At 53.8% G+C, this 19,841-nt stretch carries 16 protein-coding genes; 7 read left to right on the top strand and 9 right to left on the bottom strand.

Annotation, left to right across the window (positions count from 1 at the left end; all coding sequences use genetic code 11):
• The first annotated feature begins 102 nt into the window (after positions 1 to 102).
• Positions 103 to 351 carry a carbon storage regulator gene (locus HOV93_RS26695; protein ID WP_207395440.1) on the top strand — a complete coding sequence of 83 codons (249 nt, stop codon included), beginning with the start codon at positions 103 to 105 and terminating at the stop codon, positions 349 to 351.
• A 9-nt stretch (positions 352 to 360) separates the two neighbouring features.
• Here the strand turns inward: HOV93_RS26695 and HOV93_RS05390 are convergent, their stop codons facing one another.
• The 3 genes from HOV93_RS05390 to HOV93_RS05380 form a co-directional block, all read right to left on the bottom strand.
• Positions 361 to 1,185 carry a cell division protein FtsQ/DivIB gene (locus HOV93_RS05390; protein ID WP_207395439.1) on the bottom strand — a complete coding sequence of 275 codons (825 nt, stop codon included), beginning with the start codon at positions 1,183 to 1,185 and terminating at the stop codon, positions 361 to 363.
• A 325-nt stretch (positions 1,186 to 1,510) separates the two neighbouring features.
• On the bottom strand, positions 1,511 to 2,389 hold the full coding sequence (murB, locus tag HOV93_RS05385; protein WP_207395438.1) for a UDP-N-acetylmuramate dehydrogenase: 879 nt from the start codon (positions 2,387 to 2,389) through the stop codon (positions 1,511 to 1,513).
• A 159-nt stretch (positions 2,390 to 2,548) separates the two neighbouring features.
• Positions 2,549 to 3,331: a YkgJ family cysteine cluster protein gene (locus tag HOV93_RS05380; protein WP_207395437.1), complete on the bottom strand. Its 783-nt coding sequence runs from the start codon at positions 3,329 to 3,331 to the stop codon at positions 2,549 to 2,551.
• 279 nt (positions 3,332 to 3,610) lie between these two features.
• Here HOV93_RS05380 and HOV93_RS05375 point away from each other — a divergent pair, with 279 nt between their 5' ends.
• Positions 3,611 to 4,792 (top strand): CinA family nicotinamide mononucleotide deamidase-related protein, encoded by a 1,182-nt coding sequence (locus HOV93_RS05375; RefSeq protein WP_207395436.1) that lies wholly within the window; start codon positions 3,611 to 3,613, stop codon positions 4,790 to 4,792.
• Here HOV93_RS05375 and aat read toward each other — a convergent pair.
• On the bottom strand, positions 4,781 to 5,479 hold the full coding sequence (gene aat, locus HOV93_RS05370) for a leucyl/phenylalanyl-tRNA--protein transferase (RefSeq protein WP_207395435.1): 699 nt from the start codon (positions 5,477 to 5,479) through the stop codon (positions 4,781 to 4,783). The genes HOV93_RS05375 and aat overlap by 12 nt on opposite strands.
• A 482-nt stretch (positions 5,480 to 5,961) precedes the next feature.
• Here aat and dnaG point away from each other — a divergent pair, with 482 nt between their 5' ends.
• The 5 genes from dnaG to HOV93_RS05345 all read left to right on the top strand — a co-directional run bounded on the left by dnaG (position 5,962) and on the right by HOV93_RS05345 (position 12,206).
• Complete coding sequence (gene dnaG, locus HOV93_RS05365; RefSeq protein ID WP_207395434.1) at positions 5,962 to 7,818, top strand: DNA primase; 1,857 nt, start codon at positions 5,962 to 5,964, stop codon at positions 7,816 to 7,818.
• A gap of 101 nt (positions 7,819 to 7,919) precedes the next feature.
• Entirely contained in the window at positions 7,920 to 9,593 is a 1,674-nt protein-coding gene (locus HOV93_RS05360; RefSeq protein ID WP_207395433.1) for a sigma-70 family RNA polymerase sigma factor, read from the top strand.
• A gap of 171 nt (positions 9,594 to 9,764) precedes the next feature.
• Positions 9,765 to 10,472: a zinc ribbon domain-containing protein gene (locus tag HOV93_RS05355; RefSeq protein WP_207395432.1), complete on the top strand. Its 708-nt coding sequence runs from the start codon at positions 9,765 to 9,767 to the stop codon at positions 10,470 to 10,472.
• Positions 10,473 to 10,650: 178 nt separating this feature from the next.
• The gene (gene greA, locus HOV93_RS05350) at positions 10,651 to 11,139 is read left to right on the top strand and encodes a transcription elongation factor GreA (protein WP_207395521.1); all 489 of its coding nucleotides are present in this window, start codon (positions 10,651 to 10,653) and stop codon (positions 11,137 to 11,139) included.
• Positions 11,140 to 11,441: 302 nt separating this feature from the next.
• Complete coding sequence (locus HOV93_RS05345) at positions 11,442 to 12,206, top strand: hypothetical protein (protein WP_207395431.1); 765 nt, start codon at positions 11,442 to 11,444, stop codon at positions 12,204 to 12,206.
• Between the two features lie 12 nt (positions 12,207 to 12,218).
• Here HOV93_RS05345 and HOV93_RS05340 read toward each other — a convergent pair whose 3' ends face one another.
• The 5 genes from HOV93_RS05340 to HOV93_RS05320 form a co-directional block, all read right to left on the bottom strand.
• Entirely contained in the window at positions 12,219 to 15,440 is a 3,222-nt protein-coding gene (locus tag HOV93_RS05340; RefSeq protein ID WP_207395430.1) for an efflux RND transporter permease subunit, read from the bottom strand.
• Positions 15,441 to 15,458: 18 nt separating this feature from the next.
• On the bottom strand, positions 15,459 to 16,799 hold the full coding sequence (locus HOV93_RS05335; protein ID WP_207395429.1) for an efflux RND transporter periplasmic adaptor subunit: 1,341 nt from the start codon (positions 16,797 to 16,799) through the stop codon (positions 15,459 to 15,461).
• A 151-nt stretch (positions 16,800 to 16,950) separates the two neighbouring features.
• Positions 16,951 to 17,262 carry a DUF167 domain-containing protein gene (locus HOV93_RS05330; protein ID WP_207395428.1) on the bottom strand — a complete coding sequence of 104 codons (312 nt, stop codon included), beginning with the start codon at positions 17,260 to 17,262 and terminating at the stop codon, positions 16,951 to 16,953.
• Positions 17,249 to 17,950, bottom strand: a complete 702-nt coding sequence (locus tag HOV93_RS05325; RefSeq protein ID WP_207395427.1) for a YggS family pyridoxal phosphate-dependent enzyme — start codon at positions 17,948 to 17,950, stop codon at positions 17,249 to 17,251. Before HOV93_RS05325 ends, HOV93_RS05330 begins: the two co-directional genes overlap by 14 nt.
• A 19-nt stretch (positions 17,951 to 17,969) precedes the next feature.
• Positions 17,970 to 19,772, bottom strand: a complete 1,803-nt coding sequence (locus HOV93_RS05320; protein ID WP_207395426.1) for a hypothetical protein — start codon at positions 19,770 to 19,772, stop codon at positions 17,970 to 17,972.
• Positions 19,773 to 19,841 lie beyond the last annotated feature (69 nt).

Raw genomic sequence — 19,841 nt, 5'->3', positions numbered from 1 at the left:
CGCTACAAGACTACTTCGCTGCACGGAACCGGCGAACTGAGGCCATGGTACCTCGAGCAGGCGCGTAGCTCGCAGCAACACTCAGTATGAGGCAAGGACGCTATGTTAGTTCTAAGCCGCCGAGTCGGTGAAAAGATCGAAATCGGCAATGGAATCACCGTGACCGTACTACGGGTCACCGGCAAGACCGTACGAATTGGAATTGAAGCACCAGAGTGTGTTTCAATACGTCGCACCGAACTTAACCAGGATCAGCGTTGGCCAACTCCGGCAGCGATTGCATCGTCCGATTCACTCACGCCTTCCGACTCCGAGATATTTAATTCGTCGGATACATCGCAAGGCATTTAACCGCTGATTTTACCGATGCACTTGAGTCAGCCCGGTTACCGCTCGGCCAGCGGTCCGCAGGTCGAGCGATGGCTGGGGTTCATGACTCGAAAGTGCAGACTCGGCCGACTTCTGAAGCATGACCTGAACTTTGTGCTTGGCGATGGTCTCTTGGGGCAATTCTTGTCCCGGTGGACTTCCCCAGATGATCCGCGTTTGATCGGTAAGCTCCAGTTCGTAGTGCTGCCCTGATTCTTCTTTCAAGATGATTCGGTTGAGCTTGAGATCGCTCCAATGCGGGAGCAGTTCGGCGGCAATCAGGGCCGCCTCTGGCACGCGGGGGTTATCCCATTTCATGCCGGCTTCGACCATGGGGCGTTTCAGGTCAATCAAAATCCGTGGGTAGCGATCGTTGGCTTGAATTCGTGAGAAGTCGCCAGGCGGAAGTACGGTTCCTTCAACGTCTACCGGAATCAAGCCGCGTCGGACGGCGCCTTCGTCGACGAACTCTACTTCGACCATGGCAACCGGTTTACGATATTCAACTTCGACAAGGACACTCGCAGGGTATTGTTTCACCACTTTGTGAACACTGCGAACCCAGGCATGCGCCGAAATCGCATTAGCCACCTTATTGGTGAGTTCGCGATCCCTCAGATCGAGTTGGTCTGGCAGATCGGCCTTTTCAACAGCATCGATTAAGACGTCTGATTGAATCCACTCAGGCGGCGTGCTGATCAAGATTTCGCGCGGCGAAAGCAGGAACTCTTCGCGAGATGCGAACTGCTCTGCATAATGATTCCATCCGGCGGTCATCATCAGCAAGAAGGCTACAACGATGACAACGCACAGCATGAGCTGGCGCCCGGGTGGTGAACCCAAGCCCAGCAAACCCGACCGGGTTTGAGTGCTGCGACTCAATGGAAGCATCCTTGTTAAAGTTGGCCAATCCTTGGCTGACGGCGAAACCCACCGCTACGACATTGCAGAGCATAATGAATCTTTCGATTCCAATAAACGCGTCTCCACACGCTTTTATGGAATTCAAGACTTGCCCATTAAATCAGATCGGCTGGTCAAGCCAGGCAACTTGACCAGCGATTGGTGAAACTTAATCTAAGGAAGAAACGCATCCAAAGTGGCCACTGCGAGGGCACTGCCGCTTGCTGGTAGGTCGCTGCTACCAAACCGTCAGCTGGCACTTAAGATCCATACCAGTCACCTCTTTGACTCGGCTTTGCACCAGTTCAGCCAGTCGAATGACATCGTTGGCGGTCGCGTCGTCGCTAGCGATGACGAAGTTAGCGTGTTCCGCGCAAATTTCGGCCCCGCCCACCTTGGTTCCTTTAAGACCTGACTGCTCAATCAACGTACTTGCGGAAAGTCCTGGCGGGTCGAAGAATAGATACGCTACGTTTTCCGAGCCACCCGGTTGGGTTGCCTTCTGCACGATCCAGAACTTTTGCATGCGTCGCGTCAGTTCTTGCGAGCCTGCTGGTTCCAACTCGAATACCGCGTTGAGGATGACCAATTCATCCAAGCTACTTTGCCGATAGGTGAACTGTAGGTCTTGGGCAGTCCGCGTTTGAACTTCTCCCGATCGCGTCATGACGGTGGCTTCGACGACACGTTGACCGACATCCACGCCATTTGCTCCGGCGTTGCCATGCAACGCACCACCAATGGTGCCTGGTATTCCGGCGAGTGCTTCCAGGCCTGCCAGTCCGCCGCCGACGGACGTACTCAAAGCGTGGGATAGCTTCGTACCGCCCCCTGCGGTCATGCGATTGCCATCGATAGTAATTCCGCTGAATGTCGGATGGTTGAGCAGAATTACCAGGCCAGGCACCCCTTCATCGTGGACCAATAGGTTCGATCCGCCACCGAGTACCCGAGCGGGAATCTCAGTCTCGCGGCAACGCTTCACAACGGCTGCCAGTTCGTCGATGGTGGTGGGTTCCGCGAAATATTCAGCGCTTCCACCCAGTTTTAGCCATGTGTAAGGAGCCAACGCTTCGTCCGTGCGAACGAAGTGCTCAAAGCCAGCGGTGAATTCCATAGATAGATCGTTCCCAAGTAGGTTGCCCCGAAAATGCTCCGTTGTCGCCCAGCAGCAGTGGATCGCTCCTTGCGCGCAAACAACTTCGCGACGATTCCCCTACGGTACCAGCAACGATTTCCCTTTGGCAACCTGGGATAAGGGGTTAAGCCGAGCCGATCAGGCCCGTTTGGCAGTGCGTGGTCTAAGAATTTTGTGTCGGCCAGCGGCCAGTTTTCTGGGGGGGGAGTGTGCATCGGTGCAGATCGCGTTACGAAACAGGTCTTCTCCGGCCAGAAATCGATTCAGAGGGTTTTCAACGGTGACAACCGCAAGCACCGCCGAGTTGAATTCGTACAAATTGCCATCCAGGTCATGTTCGATCAAGATCCGCTGCAAGGTGCCAGAGATTCCACCGGTGGCTTGAATGGCGTCGTTGTCTAAGGGGATCGTGCTGGAAAAGTCGCCGACTTTCGCGGTTTTCTCGGCATCGAGACAAGAATCGCGGCTAATGGAAAAGACGCCAGAACAGATAACCGGACGGACAGGGTACACCATGCAGCGGCCATCTTCTCCCAACATCGAACACGCCAATGGCAATTGGCGGGCCGTCCCACTCATTTGATCGTATCGACGCTGAGTGACGCGTTCCAAGCGTAATTTGATCTTGCTCAGCGTGGCCGGATCAACACACATTTTCAAGTAGTCGGCGACGGCGATCGCCTCGATCCCCGTGACATCGACTTGAGCCGACATGCAACAGCCAGAGCAGCCGGCACGGCATTCTCGATCCGCTTTCTGGGAACTCTTATCGAGATAGCCAACCTGCATTTGACGCAAATCGTCGATCCAATCAAGGCTCTCCCCCTTCTGAGCCACGAGTCGATTGACTACGGAACGAGCTTCTTGAGAAGCCTCGCGAAACATGGCGGTTATTGAAGGTGATGGGGAGTTCAGCGGCATTCATAATCCAATTCAACACGACGTCAGGCAGGGCATAGGCGAGCACGTCCAGGTAATCTGCCCATAAGATGAGATCGGCAGCGTGCTGCCCCGTTTTCGCAATATGGGTTACACCATTGACGAAATTCACCGTTGTTGGCATCGAGTCGTAGGGCCTGAGCGTCTCGTAGTGCCTTGGTAAAGTTTCGGGGTCGTGTGGAAGTGGCAAGGTTTCGTTATCGTAAGGATCAGAGAAACCTCTTCATCGTGTGATGCACCTAAGGAAGGACGAGACGCGGAATGATCGCAGAGATAGTGGCAATCGGAGATGAATTGACCAGCGGACAGAGGTTAGACACCAATACCCAGTGGCTGAGCCAACAATTGGAAACGCTGGGAATTGAAGTCTTATTTCACACAACCGTTGGCGACGATCTAGAGGCAAACATTCAGGTCATCAAAAATGCCCTGGGTCGGGCGAACTTGGTCATCTCGACCGGTGGCTTGGGCCCAACCGATGACGACCTAACTCGCCAAGCCCTGGCCAATGCGACCAGTGCTAAGCTGGAGCTTCACGCCGAAAGCCTGGAACATATTCAGCGACGGTTCAGCATGCGTGGCCGTGAGATGCCGCCTAAGAACCAGATTCAGGCCATGTTTCCGGCTGGGAGTCGCGTCATCCCCAATCCCAACGGAACTGCTCCAGGGATTGATTTTGATTACTCGGTGGGGCTTCATCATTCGCGATTTATCGCTTTGCCTGGCGTGCCTGCCGAGATGAAAGAAATGTGGGCCGCGTCGATTGTCCCTTCGCTGGCCGGCAAAGGAACCGCGAAGAAGATTATCCGACACCACGTCGTGAAATGCTTCGGTGTTGGCGAAAGCCACATGGAAGCCCTGTTACCGGACCTGATCAAGCGGGGCAGGGAGCCTCGCGTTGGCATCACGGTTCATCAGGCAACCATTTCGCTGCGGATTACAGCATCAGGACAATCGGCCCAGCAGTGCGAAGAAACGATTGCAGAGACCGTCAAGCAAATTGACGCCGCTGCCGGTGACCTGGTGTTCGGCGAAGGAGATCAAGAGCTGCAAGATGTCGTGGTTCGCGATTTATTGGCTCGCGGAGAAACATTGGCGACTGTCGAGTCGTCGACATCCGGTCTGTTGGCGTTTTGGCTCGGGGCTGTGGACGACGATCGCCAGGCTTTTCTCGGGGGTACCGTCGAGATGCCGGTGGAACTGGTCACCAAGCAGAGCGTCGAAAACGCTGCGGTCCAAGCACGTAGTGTGGGCAACGCCACCTACGGGCTGGCTTTGGGAACGCTCACCAAAGCGGACTCGGCCGACGAGTACTACGTAGCCCTGGCTTCGAAAGACGGCGTTCAATCGGTTAGCAGCGGCTTGGCCGGTCATCCCGAAATTTGGGGCCCACGGATGGCCAAACAAGGCTTGGATTTGCTGAGGAAGCAGTTAATCCGCTAAGGACGATCCGAAATACTCGATTTCACAAAGGTCTTGTCCGAACGAAACCGGAAGATCGACAACGTTTTCGATCAGCGTCAGATAATCGCTCCGTGCGATTTCTATGGCACCCATGCTGCCGGTGTGCTCGGTCCACTGCTGAATGTCAAATAAGTGGTAGCCACGTTGATTTAAGTGAGAAACGAGCGCCGCCAAGGCTACCTTAGAAGCGTCTCGGACGTTATGAAACATCGACTCTCCGGCAAATAGTCCGCCAATCGAAATGCCGTAGATGCCGCCGGCCAGTTGTCCTTCGTGCCATACCTCGACGCTGTGCGCGTGTCCTTCCTGGTGTAGCTTGCAGTAGGCTTTCAGCATGGCCGGCGTGATCCAGGTGCCGTCTTTCTTATGTCGAGGTCGCGAGCATCCTTTCATGACCTCGCGAAATGCCGTATCGCACGTTACCTGAAACTTGCCGCTGCGGATGGTTCGCTTGAGTCGCTTACTCACGTAGAGGCCATCTAGCGGCATGATAGCCCGGGGATCGAGCGAGAACCACGTCATTGGCATCCAATTTCCCCACATCGGCCAGGGAAATATGCCGTGACGATAGGCGTCTAAGAGCCATTCAGAGGAAAGATGCCCACCCACCATCACCAGGTCGTGTTCATCGGCATGTTCGGCAGGCGGAAAAAAACGGGAAACCAAGTTGTTGCTCTATTTCAGTTTTCGATTTTTGGAGGAATAAGTTTTCAGTATGAAGTGTTCCGTTTTATTCAAAGCGAGGAAATGTCCTCACTGAAAATTTCCTGCTTCCCACGTAACAATACCGAGGCTTTCCCCGTTTATCGGGTAGAAAACCGCAGATTGTGACCTTTGAATTTCGGCGCAACGCCTTCGCAAAAAGTCCTGAAATCGATATTGTAAGAGATATATGCTAGCGTGAAACAAAAAGGTTGTCGGCAAACGTCAATACGAACTTGACCTAAAAATGGGAAATGGGCTAAATTGCTCCCACGTGCTACGGAAGGCACGGCCCAGAATGTCGAACTCGGGCTTTGAGGAGCAACGATAGCACCTCAGTCCAACCCTTTCCCTTGAGCGGCGAGGGGGCATGAGTTAAGACGCAAGTCAGGCCGACATTTCTCGGGCATAGGGTTCCCGCAAAACCCTGGAAGGAAGTCCAAAGGTTGACGTTTTCTCCAGACAATGACGTGAAAGAACAGGTACGAGTCGCTTCGGACATCGTCGATGTCCTTGGTGGTTACCTGAACCTGAGACGGCAAGGACGTGGCTACGTCGCTTTGTGCCCTTGGCATGACGACAGCCGCCCTAGCTTTCAGGTCAATCCGCAGCGCCAATCATGGCGATGCTGGGTATGCGGCATTGGTGGCGACGTCTTCAGCTTCGTTATGCGTCGTGAGTCGATCGAGTTTCGAGAAGCCTTGGAGCTTCTAGCGGATCGAGCGAATATCAACTTGCCTTCGCAGGGGCCGGTTGCCCCCACTGGCAGTCCAGACGACAAAAAGTATCAGTACAACGCGTTGGCCTGGGCGGAACGAGTCTTCCATGAACTGCTGTTAAGCGACCCGGTCGCTGACGAGGCCCGCCGTTATCTGCATGACCGTGGCATCACGAAGGAAGTCATTCATCACTTCCATGTCGGCTTTTCCCCAAACGATTGGCAGTGGCTGTGCAACAAGTCGAATCAAAGTGAATACACCCACCCGGTGCTGGAAAAGGTGGGCCTGATTGGCCAGTCTCAAAGTGGTCGTATGTACGATCGCTTTAAAGGCCGCGTGATTTTTCCCATCCGAGACGTCCAAAGCCGCCCGATCGCGTTCGGTGGCCGAATTTTGCCGGCTTATGCGGATGAAAAATCAGCCAAATACGTCAACTCGCCTGAGACCAGGCTCTTTTCCAAGAGCGACAACGTCTACGCGTTGGATCTGGCCCGCGACCACATCACCAATAGCAAGAAGGTGATTGTCGTCGAAGGCTACACCGATGTTATCGCCTTGCACGAAGCTGGCGTGAAAAACGCCGTGGCCGTGTTGGGGACTGCCCTTGGCCCACGACACATTCAACTACTGCGTCGTTACGCCGATACCGTTTATTTGGTGCTCGACGGCGACGAAGCTGGGCAGAAGCGAACTAGCGAAGTTCTAGAAATGTTTATTGCTCAACAGGTCGACTTGCGAATTTGTACGTTGCCAGAAAAGATGGACCCGTGCGATTTCGTGCAGCAGCAAGGTGCCGAGGCGTTCCGAGCTCACCTGGCCAAATCGTTAGATGCTTTGGAACATAAAATTCGCATCGCGACGGTCGGAATCGATCTGGCCAACGACCTGCACGGAGCCAACGATGCCTTGGAAGAGGTGCTCAATACGCTTGCCAAGGCACCTAACCTGGCGGCGGAAACGTCGTCTGAAGTGCGACTACGCGAGCATCAGTTTCTGGCCCGTATCGCTCGCCAGTTTCATGTAGCCGAGTCAGAACTACGCACACGGTTGTCTTCCCTACGCAAGGTAGCCAATAGCAAGCAGCGGCCTCCGTCGCACGACGAGGCGCCGGTGATTACCCAAGAAACATATCGTCTTGGTGATCTCGCGAATTGGGATAAAACGTTACTTAAAATGATGTTGGCATTGCCAGAGACCATTGAGTGGTGCCTCGACGAAATTGGCCCGGATGAACTGCACAGTGAAGGCGGCCGAGCCATCTATAAAATATTCAAGATCCGGAGTGAGGCTCATCAGGACTGTGGCTTCCCTGGAATTCTAGATTCAGTTGAGAGTGAATCGATTCGTTTCCTATTGATTGAACTCGATGAATTGGCGTCCGAACAAAAGTTTGGCGATCCAAGCGAAGAACTAAAAATGATCATTGATGCCTACCGAAGCGATCATGAAGATCGCGTCAGCGGTAGACAGCAATCATCAATGCTTCAAAGAGAAATACCTGAAGAGGACGAGCTCGACGTCCTCAAAGAAATTGTCGAGCAGAAAAGAAATCGCCAGGGTATTTCCTTTCCCACGGATGGGTAGAGGATACCGCTTGACGTCGCCCTGATTGGTATGACCCGCATTCCGATCGCAGGCGAAAATGACCGAAGAGAATTTTATGGGAAGGCAAGGAGGCTTTCACTATGGAATTTGCTGATCAAGAATTGGCCGTACTACTGGAAAAAGGCAAGTCGCAAGGTTGGTTGACTTACGATGAAGTCAATAACTATCTCCCAGATGAAGCCAGCGGAAGCGAGAAACTCGACTCGCTTCTGACAGAGCTTGAAAACCGCGGCATCGAATTGGTAACGGATCCACCGGAAGATGATTTCGACGATGCCCCAGTCGCCAAGTCCCCTTCCGCTCGCGAATTCGCCGAGGCTTTGGACGAAGATGGCGGTAGCGAGACGTTCGCTTCCGAGGAAATCACCAAGAGCAGCGACGATCCGATTCGGATGTATTTGTCGCAAATGGCTACGATTCCGCTGCTTTCCCGCGTCGAAGAAATCGCCCTGGCCAAGAAGATTGAAATCACCCGCAAGCAGTTTCGTCGGCTCGTGCTGGGCTGTGATTTTGCTCTGCGTCATACGGTCGAGATCTTGGAAAAGGTTCACCGCGGCGAGTTGCCGTTCGATCGGACCATCAAGGTTTCGCTGACAGAAAACCTGACTAAGGAGCAAATCCAGGGACGCATGCCGCACAACCTGAAGACGCTCCGGGTAATGCTCGAAGAAAATCGTCGTGACTTCCAAAGGTTGCTTCGCAAGAGCACACCCAGCGAGGAACGTCTGGCCGCACGCAAACGATTCATTCGTCGCCGTCAAAAATGTTTGCAACTGGTAGAAGAGCTTTCGCTCCGGACACGCCGCGTTATTCCGGTGATGAGCCAGCTGGAAGACTTTGCCGATCGCATGGAAGAAATTCGAGCCCGTCTGGATCTGATTCGCAATATGCCGGCGGCCAAGGACGAACGAGCCAACCTGCGTAAAGAACTTCGCGACTTGATGCTGCTGACGCTCGAAAGTCCACGCAGCCTGCGAACACGTTGCGATAAGTTCCGCAAGCAGTTCGATCAGTACGAAGGAGTCAAGCGACAACTGTCCAGCGGCAATCTTCGTTTGGTGGTTTCGATTGCCAAGAAGTATCGCAACCGCGGCCTGAGCTTTCTCGACTTGATTCAAGAAGGCAATACCGGGCTGATGCGTGCCGTTGACAAGTACGAATATCGCCGTGGTTTCAAGTTCTCGACGTACGCTACTTGGTGGATTCGTCAGGCCATCACACGAGCGATTGCCGATCAGGCTCGCACGATTCGTATTCCCGTGCACATGATCGATGTGTTATCGAAACTTCGTAACGTGCAGAAGCGTCTGCTGCAGGAACTTCGCCGCGAACCAACCATGGAAGAAATTTCGCGCTTCAGCGAAATCCCAGTCGAGGAAGTTCGCCGCGTGATGGACATCGGCCGTCATCCTGTCAGCTTGGATCGTCCGATCGGCGAAAGCGAAGACAGCTCGTTTGGAGAATTCATCGAAGACGGTCACGAAGAAACGCCCATTCGTAAGGCCTCTAACGAAATCTTGCGAGACAAAATTGGCGGTCTCCTGAAAACATTGACCTATCGCGAACGCGAAATCATCAAACTGCGTTACGGCTTGCAGGACGGGTATACCTACACCCTGGAAGAAGTGGGGCGGATTTTCAAAGTGACCCGCGAACGTGTCCGCCAGATTGAAGCCAAGGCGGTTCGCAAGCTACAACACCCAGTTCGTAGCCAGCAGTTGGCCGGATTCCTGCACACGGCTGACGCAGCTTAAATCAATTCATTGTGGAAAGTGTAAAACCTGGAAAGCCCGGAGCCTGTCATTAGGCCCGGGCTTTTTTGTTTGCCTGAGGGAGTAAAATGAATTGGTGGCGTGTGCTAAGACCGACGCGACTGCTACATTACTTGCATTATTGTTAACTTCCGATCCCCGAGTGGATAACTTATGTCCGAGCGACCCTACAGCGAAGTTCTGCAGGAACTTCACCGAATCCATCGCCAGTTGAGCGATCTGAGGAGTCGTCTGGCGCGATGTCCAATTCGCGTTAGTGCTGCTGGTAGCCGTGTGGTGAGTGCCGAACAGGCCGTTGTTGATGTTAAAGAGTCGATTCAAAGCACGAAAATGACGGCAGACCGCAAGCAGCTGCAATTGCGGGACAGCGAAAGCAAAATCGAGACGATCGAGGGAAAGCTCAACGCGGCCAATACGAACGAAGAGTTCCAGATATTCAAAGAGCAAATTGCTGCCGCCCAGATGGCCAATAGTGTCATGTCGGACGAAATTCTGGAAGCATTGGAAAAGATCGATCAATTAGAAGTCAATCTGGCTGACGCGATTAAGAGAGTCGAATTGACCAAAGCGGATCAGGCAAAGATTGAAGCGGAAGTCGAAAGAGAACGCACTAGCCTAGAATCAGAAATTGCCCGGGTCTTGGTACTCCTGGAAGGCGTGGAGAAAGACATCCCACCGGAAGTCCGGGCCGACTATACACGTGTGGTTAAAGTCCGCGGAGAAGAAGCATTAGCCTCGATCGTTAATAATTACTGCACGCAATGTAATGTCCAGCTACGGATCCAAACGGTCAGCGATTTGAAGATGGGTAAGCCCGTATTTTGCTCGTCGTGTGGGGCTTTTCTCTATTTCCCCCAGTAAAGAAACCGCACGGGTTTTTTCGTGGATTTCGCGAAACATCTAGCTCTCTATAGAAGCTGGCTTTACAAACCCATCATCTTTCAATAACAATAAACGTAGCAAACCAATTCAGAACGTCATGCGGCCTGACCCAGGTCGCGTTTTTTTTTCCATTGAGGGAGTTCCTGACATGTCGAGCATGGCCGATCGAATGCCCATGTCCCGGAAGGGTTACGAAAAGCTACGAGGCGAATTGCACCATTTGGAAGAGGTAGAAATGCCTGCCATCACCGAAAAGGTTGCCAACGCCCGGGCTGAAGGGGACCTTAAGGAAAACGCCGAGTACCACGGCTCGCGCGAGACTCAGGGGATGATTCAAGCCAAGATCAACCTGTTGAAGTCGAAGCTAGGCAAAGCCTACATCGTCGATCCATCCTCGATCGACACTTCGAAGGTGGGTTTCTTTGCCACGGTCACTGTTCGCGACGTCGACATGGACGAGGAAGAAGTTTACTCGCTAGTCGGTTCCGGCGAAGAGGATTTTATGAACAATAAAATCCTCGTCGATAGCCCCATGGCACAGCAACTGATCGGCAAGAAGGTTGGTGACGTGGTCGCAATCCCCGCGCCCAAGGGGACGTACGAACTTGAAGTGCTGAAAATCGAATATAACTTCGAGAAAGAATAATCGCTCATCGCATACTTACGCGATTTCCAAGCGGCCTCTCTAATCTGAGAGGCCGTTTTTATTTGAGCAACTTCGCTTGTCATTAAAAGCGGGGAGCGTCAATCGTGATGAAATATGGGTTCTCTGTGCCTTCAGGTGTCCCCAGTGCGGAAAAATTGAGCAAGCTTTTGCCGTGTTCCGCGAAATGCTGTTATTGCCCGCCAATGAGAATCAGCGATAATCAACCTCAAACAGGGGATTATTTAGCGGTTTGCACTGAAGTATTGCACCGTTGAAGCTACCTACAAAAGGATTTCACACCGATGTCTAATGATCAGTTTTCCGTGGAAGAACCGAAAAAGTCTGGCGGCGGTTGTACCACCGCAATCATCGGCTGCTTGGTGGTATGTTTGGTGCTAGCCGGTATCGCCTGCGGGGTCGGTTACTATGTCTACATCAATATCGGTGTGATGGCTGCCAACCTGGCTGAAACTCAGCTGAATGCTGCAATCGACGAATTCGATCTTCCGGAAGATCAGAAGAATGGCATGAAAGACCAGGTTTCACGCGTTGCTCAGGGGTATCGTGACGGTGATATTTCGATGGAGCAGCTTGGTAGTGTGGCCGAGAACATCCTGGAATCGCCTGCGTTCACGGCAGTACCGGTCGAGATTGCCCGCTCGAAATACATCGAGCCATCCGACTTAAGTGATGAAGAGAAAGCGGAAGCCACGAAAGAACTTCAGCGAATCGCCCAAGGGGCCTTCGAAAAGAAGATCAGCGAAGATGAACTAAAGGCTTTACTCAATGGACGCATTGCCGACGAGCAGCCGGATGGCAATCTTCAATTCCGCAACGACGTTTCCGATGAAGATCTCCGCGAGCTTGTCACCGCTGCTAAGAAGCTGGCCGATGAGAAAGGCGTCGCGGATCAGAACTTCAACATCGACTTGGCGGCCGAACTAAAGAAAGCGGTCGACACGGCATTGCAGGGACCCGGCGGTAAAGAAGAGGAACTCAATATCGAGATTCCTGAAACTCCGGTCGAGGTTCCAACCGAACCGGAATTACAAGACGTTAGCAAATAAGCGGCTGCTTCGTTACATCGCTGAAGCGGCTTTCTTATCGGCATTGAAATAGGCCAGGCTATACGCGACGGGAATGACCAGCAAGGTCAGGATCGTCGCGAAGGCCAGGCCAAAGATCACCGCGCCCGTTAGCGGTTGCCAGAACTCGGCCCCGCCACTGAGATTCAAAAACAGCGGCAGCAAACCGCCAATCGTGGTAGCGGTGGTCAACATCACGGGGCGAAGTCGGTTGATCCCCGCTTCGGTGATTGCGTCGCGAACCTTCAGTCCTCGTTTGCGGCCTTGGTTGATGAAGTCTACCACTACAATCGCATCGTTCACCACGATACCAGTCAGACTGACCAGCCCAATGAAGGTTGCTAGGCTGAAAGGGAAATCACTGATGAACATTCCCGCGACCACGCCCACAAAACTGAGCGGAACCGTCAGCATCACGATACAAGCCTGACGGAAGCTGCCGAACTGATACACGAGGATCGCAAAAATGAGAATCACGGCGATCATCATCGATGCGGTCAAGTAATTCATGTTCTTGGCGGTCTCTTCACTCTCACCGGTGAATTCAGCTCGCAGCCCTTCCGATGGCGTTCCGACCGTTCCGATGAATGCCATGTCCATAAAGCTAACGGCCGACTCGTTCGCCGGGCGAAAACCCAATGACGGGAGAATGTCTTCCCGCAACTGGGTAAATATTTTGTCGGTATCGGGGTTGTCGATCACGTCGCATTTAGCCGTGACGGCCCGTTTTCGGTCGTAGCGATTCACGGCGAAGAGGCTCGTCGCACGATCGAGCTTGGCCAGCTGTCCGATCGTAGCCTTCTTGCCGGTAGGGCTGGTGAGCATGATTCGTTCGAGTTGCTCTTTGGAAGCTCGATAGTCACTCATCGCTTGTAGACGGAGCGTGACGTCTTCGTCCCCGAGGTTCAGCTCGATCGTGGTGTCGCCATTGATCGCTGTCTGAATTGCCTGGGCCACTTGCATCTCAGACATGCCGTACATACCGACAACTTCCGGGAAAGGTTCAACGACGATTTCCGGATTCAAATTTCGATAGTCGGACTTCACGTCGACGGCACCCTTTATTTGCCGCATACCATCGGTGGTTGCATCGGCCACAAAGCCCAGTTGCTCGAGGCTGTCTCCGGTGAAACGCACGGCGACTTTGGCACCGCCCGGCGGGCCTTCTTCTACTTCCTGAATGGTATAGGTCATGCCGGGAAACTGTTTGACGGTTTGATCGAACTGCTCGCGAAGTTCGGCTAAGATCAAACGCTCGTGCCGCTCGCGATCCAAAGGGGAAAGAAGTTCGACCATCACCGTGCCAAACTCAGGGCCAACGGCCGGGTCGTTCTCAAGTCGGCTGGCGAGCCCTTCCGAGGATCCCAGGGCAGAGACAAAGTTTACGAGTTCGCTATTGGGGCGTGCCCCGAGTTCGCGGAGCGGTTGTTGAATGGCTTCTGCTGCGGCAATCGTCTGGTGAATGCTGCTGCCGAGGGGAAGTTCGTACTTTACCTCGAACTGGCCGCGATCGCTGGGTGGAAAGAATTCTTTCTCCACTTGCGCCATCATGAATCCGGCCCAGACCAACGCCAGAATCGTGCAGATGCTAACCGCCCAGCGATTTTCCAGTGCCCAGCGAAGGATGTAGATGTAACCCTTGGTGAACAGTCCCAGGTTCGGGCGAATTCGAATTTCCGCTTCGTCTTCGTCTCTGGCGATCGCTTCGTGGACGGTCTTGTCGGCCACCACTTCGCTGGCCTTGCGGCGGCCATACCAACGAGCAGCTACCACGGGAATGAAGAAGTGGTCGACCAGCACACTGCCGAGAAGGGATACGCTGACCACTTCTGGCATGACTCGCATGAAATCGCCCATGATGCCGGGGACAAGCAGCATCGGCATAAACGCCGCCACGGTAGTCAGGTCGGCCATAATCACCGGCGTGCCAACTTCCTCAATACCGATCTTGGCTGCGTCGACCGGATCTTCACCCCGTTCAATATGGCGGTGGATGTTCTCGGCCACAATAATTGCCCCGTCCACTACCATGCCCAGCACTAAGATGAACGCGAAGATCACCATGTTGGAAATGGGGATCCCCAGCGCATACAGGGCAATCAATCCGACTGCCGAACTGAGTGGGATAGCGGTCAGCACGAGAAAGGAAATACGCAGGCCCATCGTCCAGGCCAAGATCACCAGCACGAGCATCGCACCAAAGATGAAGCTCGAGCCAAGCACGCGAAACATGATCGAGATTTCAGCGGACGTGTCCCGGGTAATGCGGAACTTGATGTTGGGATATTGCGGGCGAAGCTCCTCGACCTTCTCCTTCACGGAAATGGCTGCCGCCAAGGTATTGATGTCGGCCTCTTTGTTGACGATGATCGTCGCGCACGATTCACCGTTGAGCAGGGCAACATTTTTTAGGCGTCGGTAACTGTCTTCGACCGTAGCCACATCGCCAATCTTGATCACCTTACCGCCGACCTGTCGGATGATGGCATTGCGAATATCGTCTACGCCACGGAACTGTGTTTCGTTACGGACACGAAAGTCAAACGTGCCGGTATCCAGTTCGCCTGCGGGCATCTCGGCATGAAAGTCGGCTAGGGCGCGGCGAAAGTCTCCCAGGGTCAGACCATATTCGGCCGAAAGATCAACGTTCACGTTCACGTGCAATTCACGCTCGCGACCGCCGAATAGCTGCGTGTTTGAGATCCCGGGGATCGTTTCGAGTTCTTCTTGAACTTCTTCGGCCAGGTTCTTCAGAGCTGCTTCGTCAAAGCCTGGCGGTGCGGTCATGTTGACCAGCATCAACGGCGTGTTCTCAAAATCGATGTCAGTTACTGACGGCTGAACTTCGCGAGCCACCGGCAATTCACGACGGATCTCGTCGACTAGGTCTTTGACTTCACCGCGAGCCTGATCGGGGTCGACACCATCCAGAAAAATGATTTGGGTGACGCTCGAACCACGCATGCTGGTCGAGGCGATGAAGTCGACGTTCTTCAGCTTTTGCAGGGCATCTTCGATCTTGCTGGTGATTTGTTCTTCCACTTCCACCGGCTGAGCACCAGGGTAAGGGACAGCCACCAAGACTACGGCTTTAGAAATCGCAGGCGTACGCTGGACCGGAATGTTGAGGCCCACCATCACAACAGCCACCATCAGGATCATCGTGCAGACAATCACAAATCGGGGTTGATCGATCGCGGCAGCGCTTAGTTTCATCGTGTGCGTTCCCTCAGGCTATTTCCCAGTCGGCTGAACACTAAGACGCGAGACTTCGGCCATCGGAGGAATTTCGGAACTCGGTGAAGTGCCCGATGGGCCTGATTTCGCCGTTCCGCTCATGATTTCTAGAGGGCGACCTTCTACCAACCGATGCTGACCTTGGACGATCAACAGGTTGTGTTGGCCTGGAAGTTCAGACAGGATGAAATTCCTGCCTTGCTCGATATAGCTTGGGATTTCGATACGATGAGCCACGAAATTCGGGACCTCAGCCACATCCATTCCCACGAAGTCAACGGTTGACGTGGGGTGGTCGATCGCGGGTTGGGCGAAGAATAGACTCGCCACGCGGTCGTTGAAAACAACGCTTTCAACCGGGACTTGAAAACCCTCTATTTCACGAATGACAAAGTCCGCTTTGCCCACGATGCCCGGCTTGAGAAGACGACTCGTGTTGTTGAGTAGTACTTCGACTTCAAACAGGCCGTTGCGGTCATTAACCGTTTCGGCAATTCGATAGACGGTCCCGGCCAGAACGTTGTCTTTCTCTAAATTGGACGAAGTGTCAAATCTGCGAACATGGACCTTGAAATTCGATGTTGCGTCAGGCGTGCCTGATTGAATGTTGGCCTTCGCAGCGCGTCGCGTCGCGTTAAACTGTTGTTGCATGGCGACGATTCGAGATTCTGGGACGCCCACCGTCAGCAGAACCTTATCAACTTGAACCAGTTCAAAGACCGGTTGATGGAGGTTGATCGTCTCGCCAGGGTTGATCATGCGGGCCGAGATCACGCCGTCGGCCGGGGCAATCAGTTGAGCATTTTCCAGATTCTTCTCGGCGATGTCTTTCATGGCTTTGGCAACGGCCTGCATCTGCGTTGCTTGTTGATAGGCCGTTTGGGTGACCGCGCCCGGGCTTCTTTCACGCAGGCTCACCAAACGCTGGAATTCGGTTTGCGCGTTCTCCAGGTTGGCGTTTGCTTCTTCGCGGCGTGCGATCAAGATTCGGGTATCGAGTGTCGCTAAGACGTGCCCTTTTTTAACTGGATCGCCAATGTCGAACGGACGTCCTTCCTCGTTTGTCCCGAGCGACTCGACCTGGCCGGCTAGTTGAAAGGCCAGCGAGAAGCTTTCCAGCGGTTCGATGGTTCCGGCATAGCTGTCGAGGATCTCAATGTGCCGCTTTTCGAGGGGCATCACCGTGACAGGAGCGAGTGTTTCTACGACGGAGTCGCTGGGATTAGCTTCTTTTTGCTGGGCCCCGAAATCGTTCCGCCCTCCACTCACGTACATGACCGCAAGTGCAAAGAGGGTCACGACGAACAGTCCGATAAGTTTGCCGACCCGCCGTTTCATAAGACTTCCGCGAAAAGACTATGATTAGGAAAAGGATTCAACTCGCAGGCTTACTGCCTGATTATGTCAAGAGTTCCATGAACTTTAGCATGCTAAGTAGATGCTATTCGAACGCCATTTCACCTTCAAGCTAAAATGGACGGAATGTCCATTATTCGTCCTTTAAGCCGCAATCTTTCAAAAGTTGCAACATCTTTTGCGGAGAAAGATCACGAATCAAAAGCCGTTTGTGCGAAGCCGTTTGCCCTGAAACGATTTCCAACTGCGAGCCTTTCAAGCCCCACGCTTTGCGGAGCAGCGATAGGATCGCCTTGTTGGCTTTTCCTTTCTCGGCCACCTGCGTCACGCATACTTTCAAGGCTCCGTTTTGAAAGCCGCGAAATTCGGCCTTGCGAGCACCTGGCTGGGCCTTCAAGTCGAGCAGGCATCCTTCGGGGTGGGGCGTAATGTTAACGTCCACCATCGATTCCTTCGAACAAGGTCGAACCCACCCGAACCATCGTGGCCCCTTCTCGAATTGCTAAGTCGAAGTCGTGGCTCATGCCCATTGAAAGTTCGTCCAGCGAGATCTCGTCGGGACAATCTTTTCGTAGCTTGTCGCGTAATTCACGCAGGGCTGCGAAATCCTTTTGAGCTTGATCACGGCCTCCTTCGAGCGAAGCCATACCCATGAGACCAACAATCTTCAAACGGCTCAACGCGGCAATTTGTCGCAGGGCTGGGGCTATCTCGGTTGGGAGAAAACCGTGTTTGGCAGTGTCGCCTGAGATATTCACTTCGAGCAGTGCCGGCAGAGGCTGGTCGTGGGGCCAGTCTTCGTTGGCGGCTTTTAGCAGTCGTAAACTGTCGCCAGAGTGAAGCACCGAGAGAAGCGGGATGGTACGTTTGGTCTTGTTCCGCTGCAGATGTCCGATCATGTGCCAGCGAGGTGACAAGTCGGCCATGGCTTCCGACTTACTCCATAGCAGTTGCGGGCGGCTCTCACCCAGGTCGCGGCAGCCTAGCTCGTACAGGGCCTGAGTGGTTTCGATGTCGACATACTTGGTAACACCGATCAAGCAGACAGCGTCGGCAACTCGGCCGGATGCCTTGGCCGCGTCGGCGATCATTTCACGAACGCGATCCAGGTTTTCGCGGAGTTGGGTGTGCATGAGGTTGCGTAAGAAAGAGTTAGGAAGCTTCCACTTCCAGAAGTTTCTCGATATCGCCTTTTTTGTCAAATCGTGCGACGAGCGCTTCCGCGATCAAATTGACGCCCAGGAACGTTCGGCTCGCTTTACCGGTTAAGGAGCGATAGAAGGCCCAATGACCGGTTCCTGTTTGAACGCGATAGGCGACGGCTTGGTCCCGTGGCTGGATGACCAGCTTTTCTGCCACGGTTAATTGCCGCCAGGTAAGGGGCTTGCCCTGACCTTTTCGGGACAAATCGAAGAACATTGGAACAACGATCCCGCGTCCGCTGCTGGTCTGTTGAAGGGAAAGCTTCTCGTTGACGACGCCAATTTTTCCGAGCGACGATTCGCTTTGCCACTCGTTGATGCCTACCGGCAGCAGCGTGACCTTCGAGCCGGGAAGCTCCACGAAGACTTCGTTGGTTTCTGCGGCGGTACCTAGCTTGGCATGCGAGACGATCGGCGGTTGCGATTGGTACTGGATCTGTTCCGCAGGACTATCGAGCAGAACCGTATCCATGACCCACATGAACTTGTCCTCGCGAGCCAGGAAGATTAAACGCTGCAGTTTAACACCGTCGGTCCACTCTTGTTCTAGTTCGAGGTAGTCGCCGTCGTCATCTGATTGCCAGCCGACTTGCTCCCAGTTTCCGGTCGGAGCAATTGGGACGCTTTCGATCAGAATGGTCGTATCCCACGTGCCACTCAAGACAATCTCTTCGCGTGATTCCAGTTCGACGATCAGCGGTTCCAGGTCGTGACGGACGGCCAGGCGTGGGCTCGAGCGGTGCCAATCGCAGCGTAGGTAAGCAAACTGGCTATAGGCCGATTCATAGCTAGGATAAGGCAGATTGAGATCGTTCCCTTTGCCCTTCATTTTGGGAAGGGTGAGCTTGGCGATTTCGGTGTCGTCTTCGTCCTGTGCCTGGTCAAGGGCTGTCTGCATCAGGTGCCGGTTGTAGGCACTGGAGATTCCGTGGGAAAACGTCTGGGTGCCATCGGCACGCGTCAGTCGAAAAGCATGGCGAACGAGCCATTGATATTGAGTGAAAGAATCTTCCGAGAGAAGCAGCCCATCGGTATTCTTGATCAGGATGACCGATCGCGTCCAGCAGGCGAGAAGCGACCGGAGGTGGAGGAGCTGGTCGACCTTAGGCAGTCCCTCGCCGTCGGTCAGGGCCTGCATGCCGTCGTCGAGTACACGTGCTGCCGGCTTGCCCAGTTGGCGACACGCTTTCAGTTCGGGAAAGATATAGGCCAGGGTCAACGGAACTTCTCCGGCCAGTCCTTGCTCGAAGACCTTATTTTCAAAATTGGTGGCTACCGCATCATTGGCGTGGCTGACAATCTTATCCAGCAGGTTCCACCACAGTTCGGCACTAGTGGCCACTGCCAAGTTGGGCAGGGCATGGGTAACGGCCAGCAGTTCCAAGACCAAATTGCGTTCGGAAATGCGACGTTCCAGATCGTTCAGCCAGCTTTCTAATTGCCTGACGGTGCCGGTACTTGGCTTGGTACGGCCTGAGGCAATTTCACCTAAGGTTTCCAGCAGGTCTAGCGTCCGAGAATCGAGTGACTCGTCGGCGAACAAAGCCCAAGCCAGTGGAGAGTTCTTTTTACCTGAGACCAGCGATTGTAGCGGAGGGACCGTGTCACGCTTTTGCAGATACTCTTTCCACGATTGCCAGTCCTTAAGATCGACACCTACGGCCATTCCCTTGGTGAGTTTGGCCCAGGCAGGAATGGGTGTTGGCGTGGTGGATAGTTCGTCCTTGCTGCTGGGGCTAGTGTCCGTGGCCATGGCTTCCATCAGGCGAGAGTTTGTTAGAATGAGCTATACCGATAATTTCACGCGGCTTTGACTTCCTCG

The sequence above is a fragment of the Bremerella alba genome, from assembly GCF_013618625.1.
GTDB lineage: Bacteria > Planctomycetota > Planctomycetia > Pirellulales > Pirellulaceae > Bremerella > Bremerella alba.
Note: the sequence above shows the minus strand (reverse complement) of the source record. Positions and strands in the feature narration are given on the sequence as shown.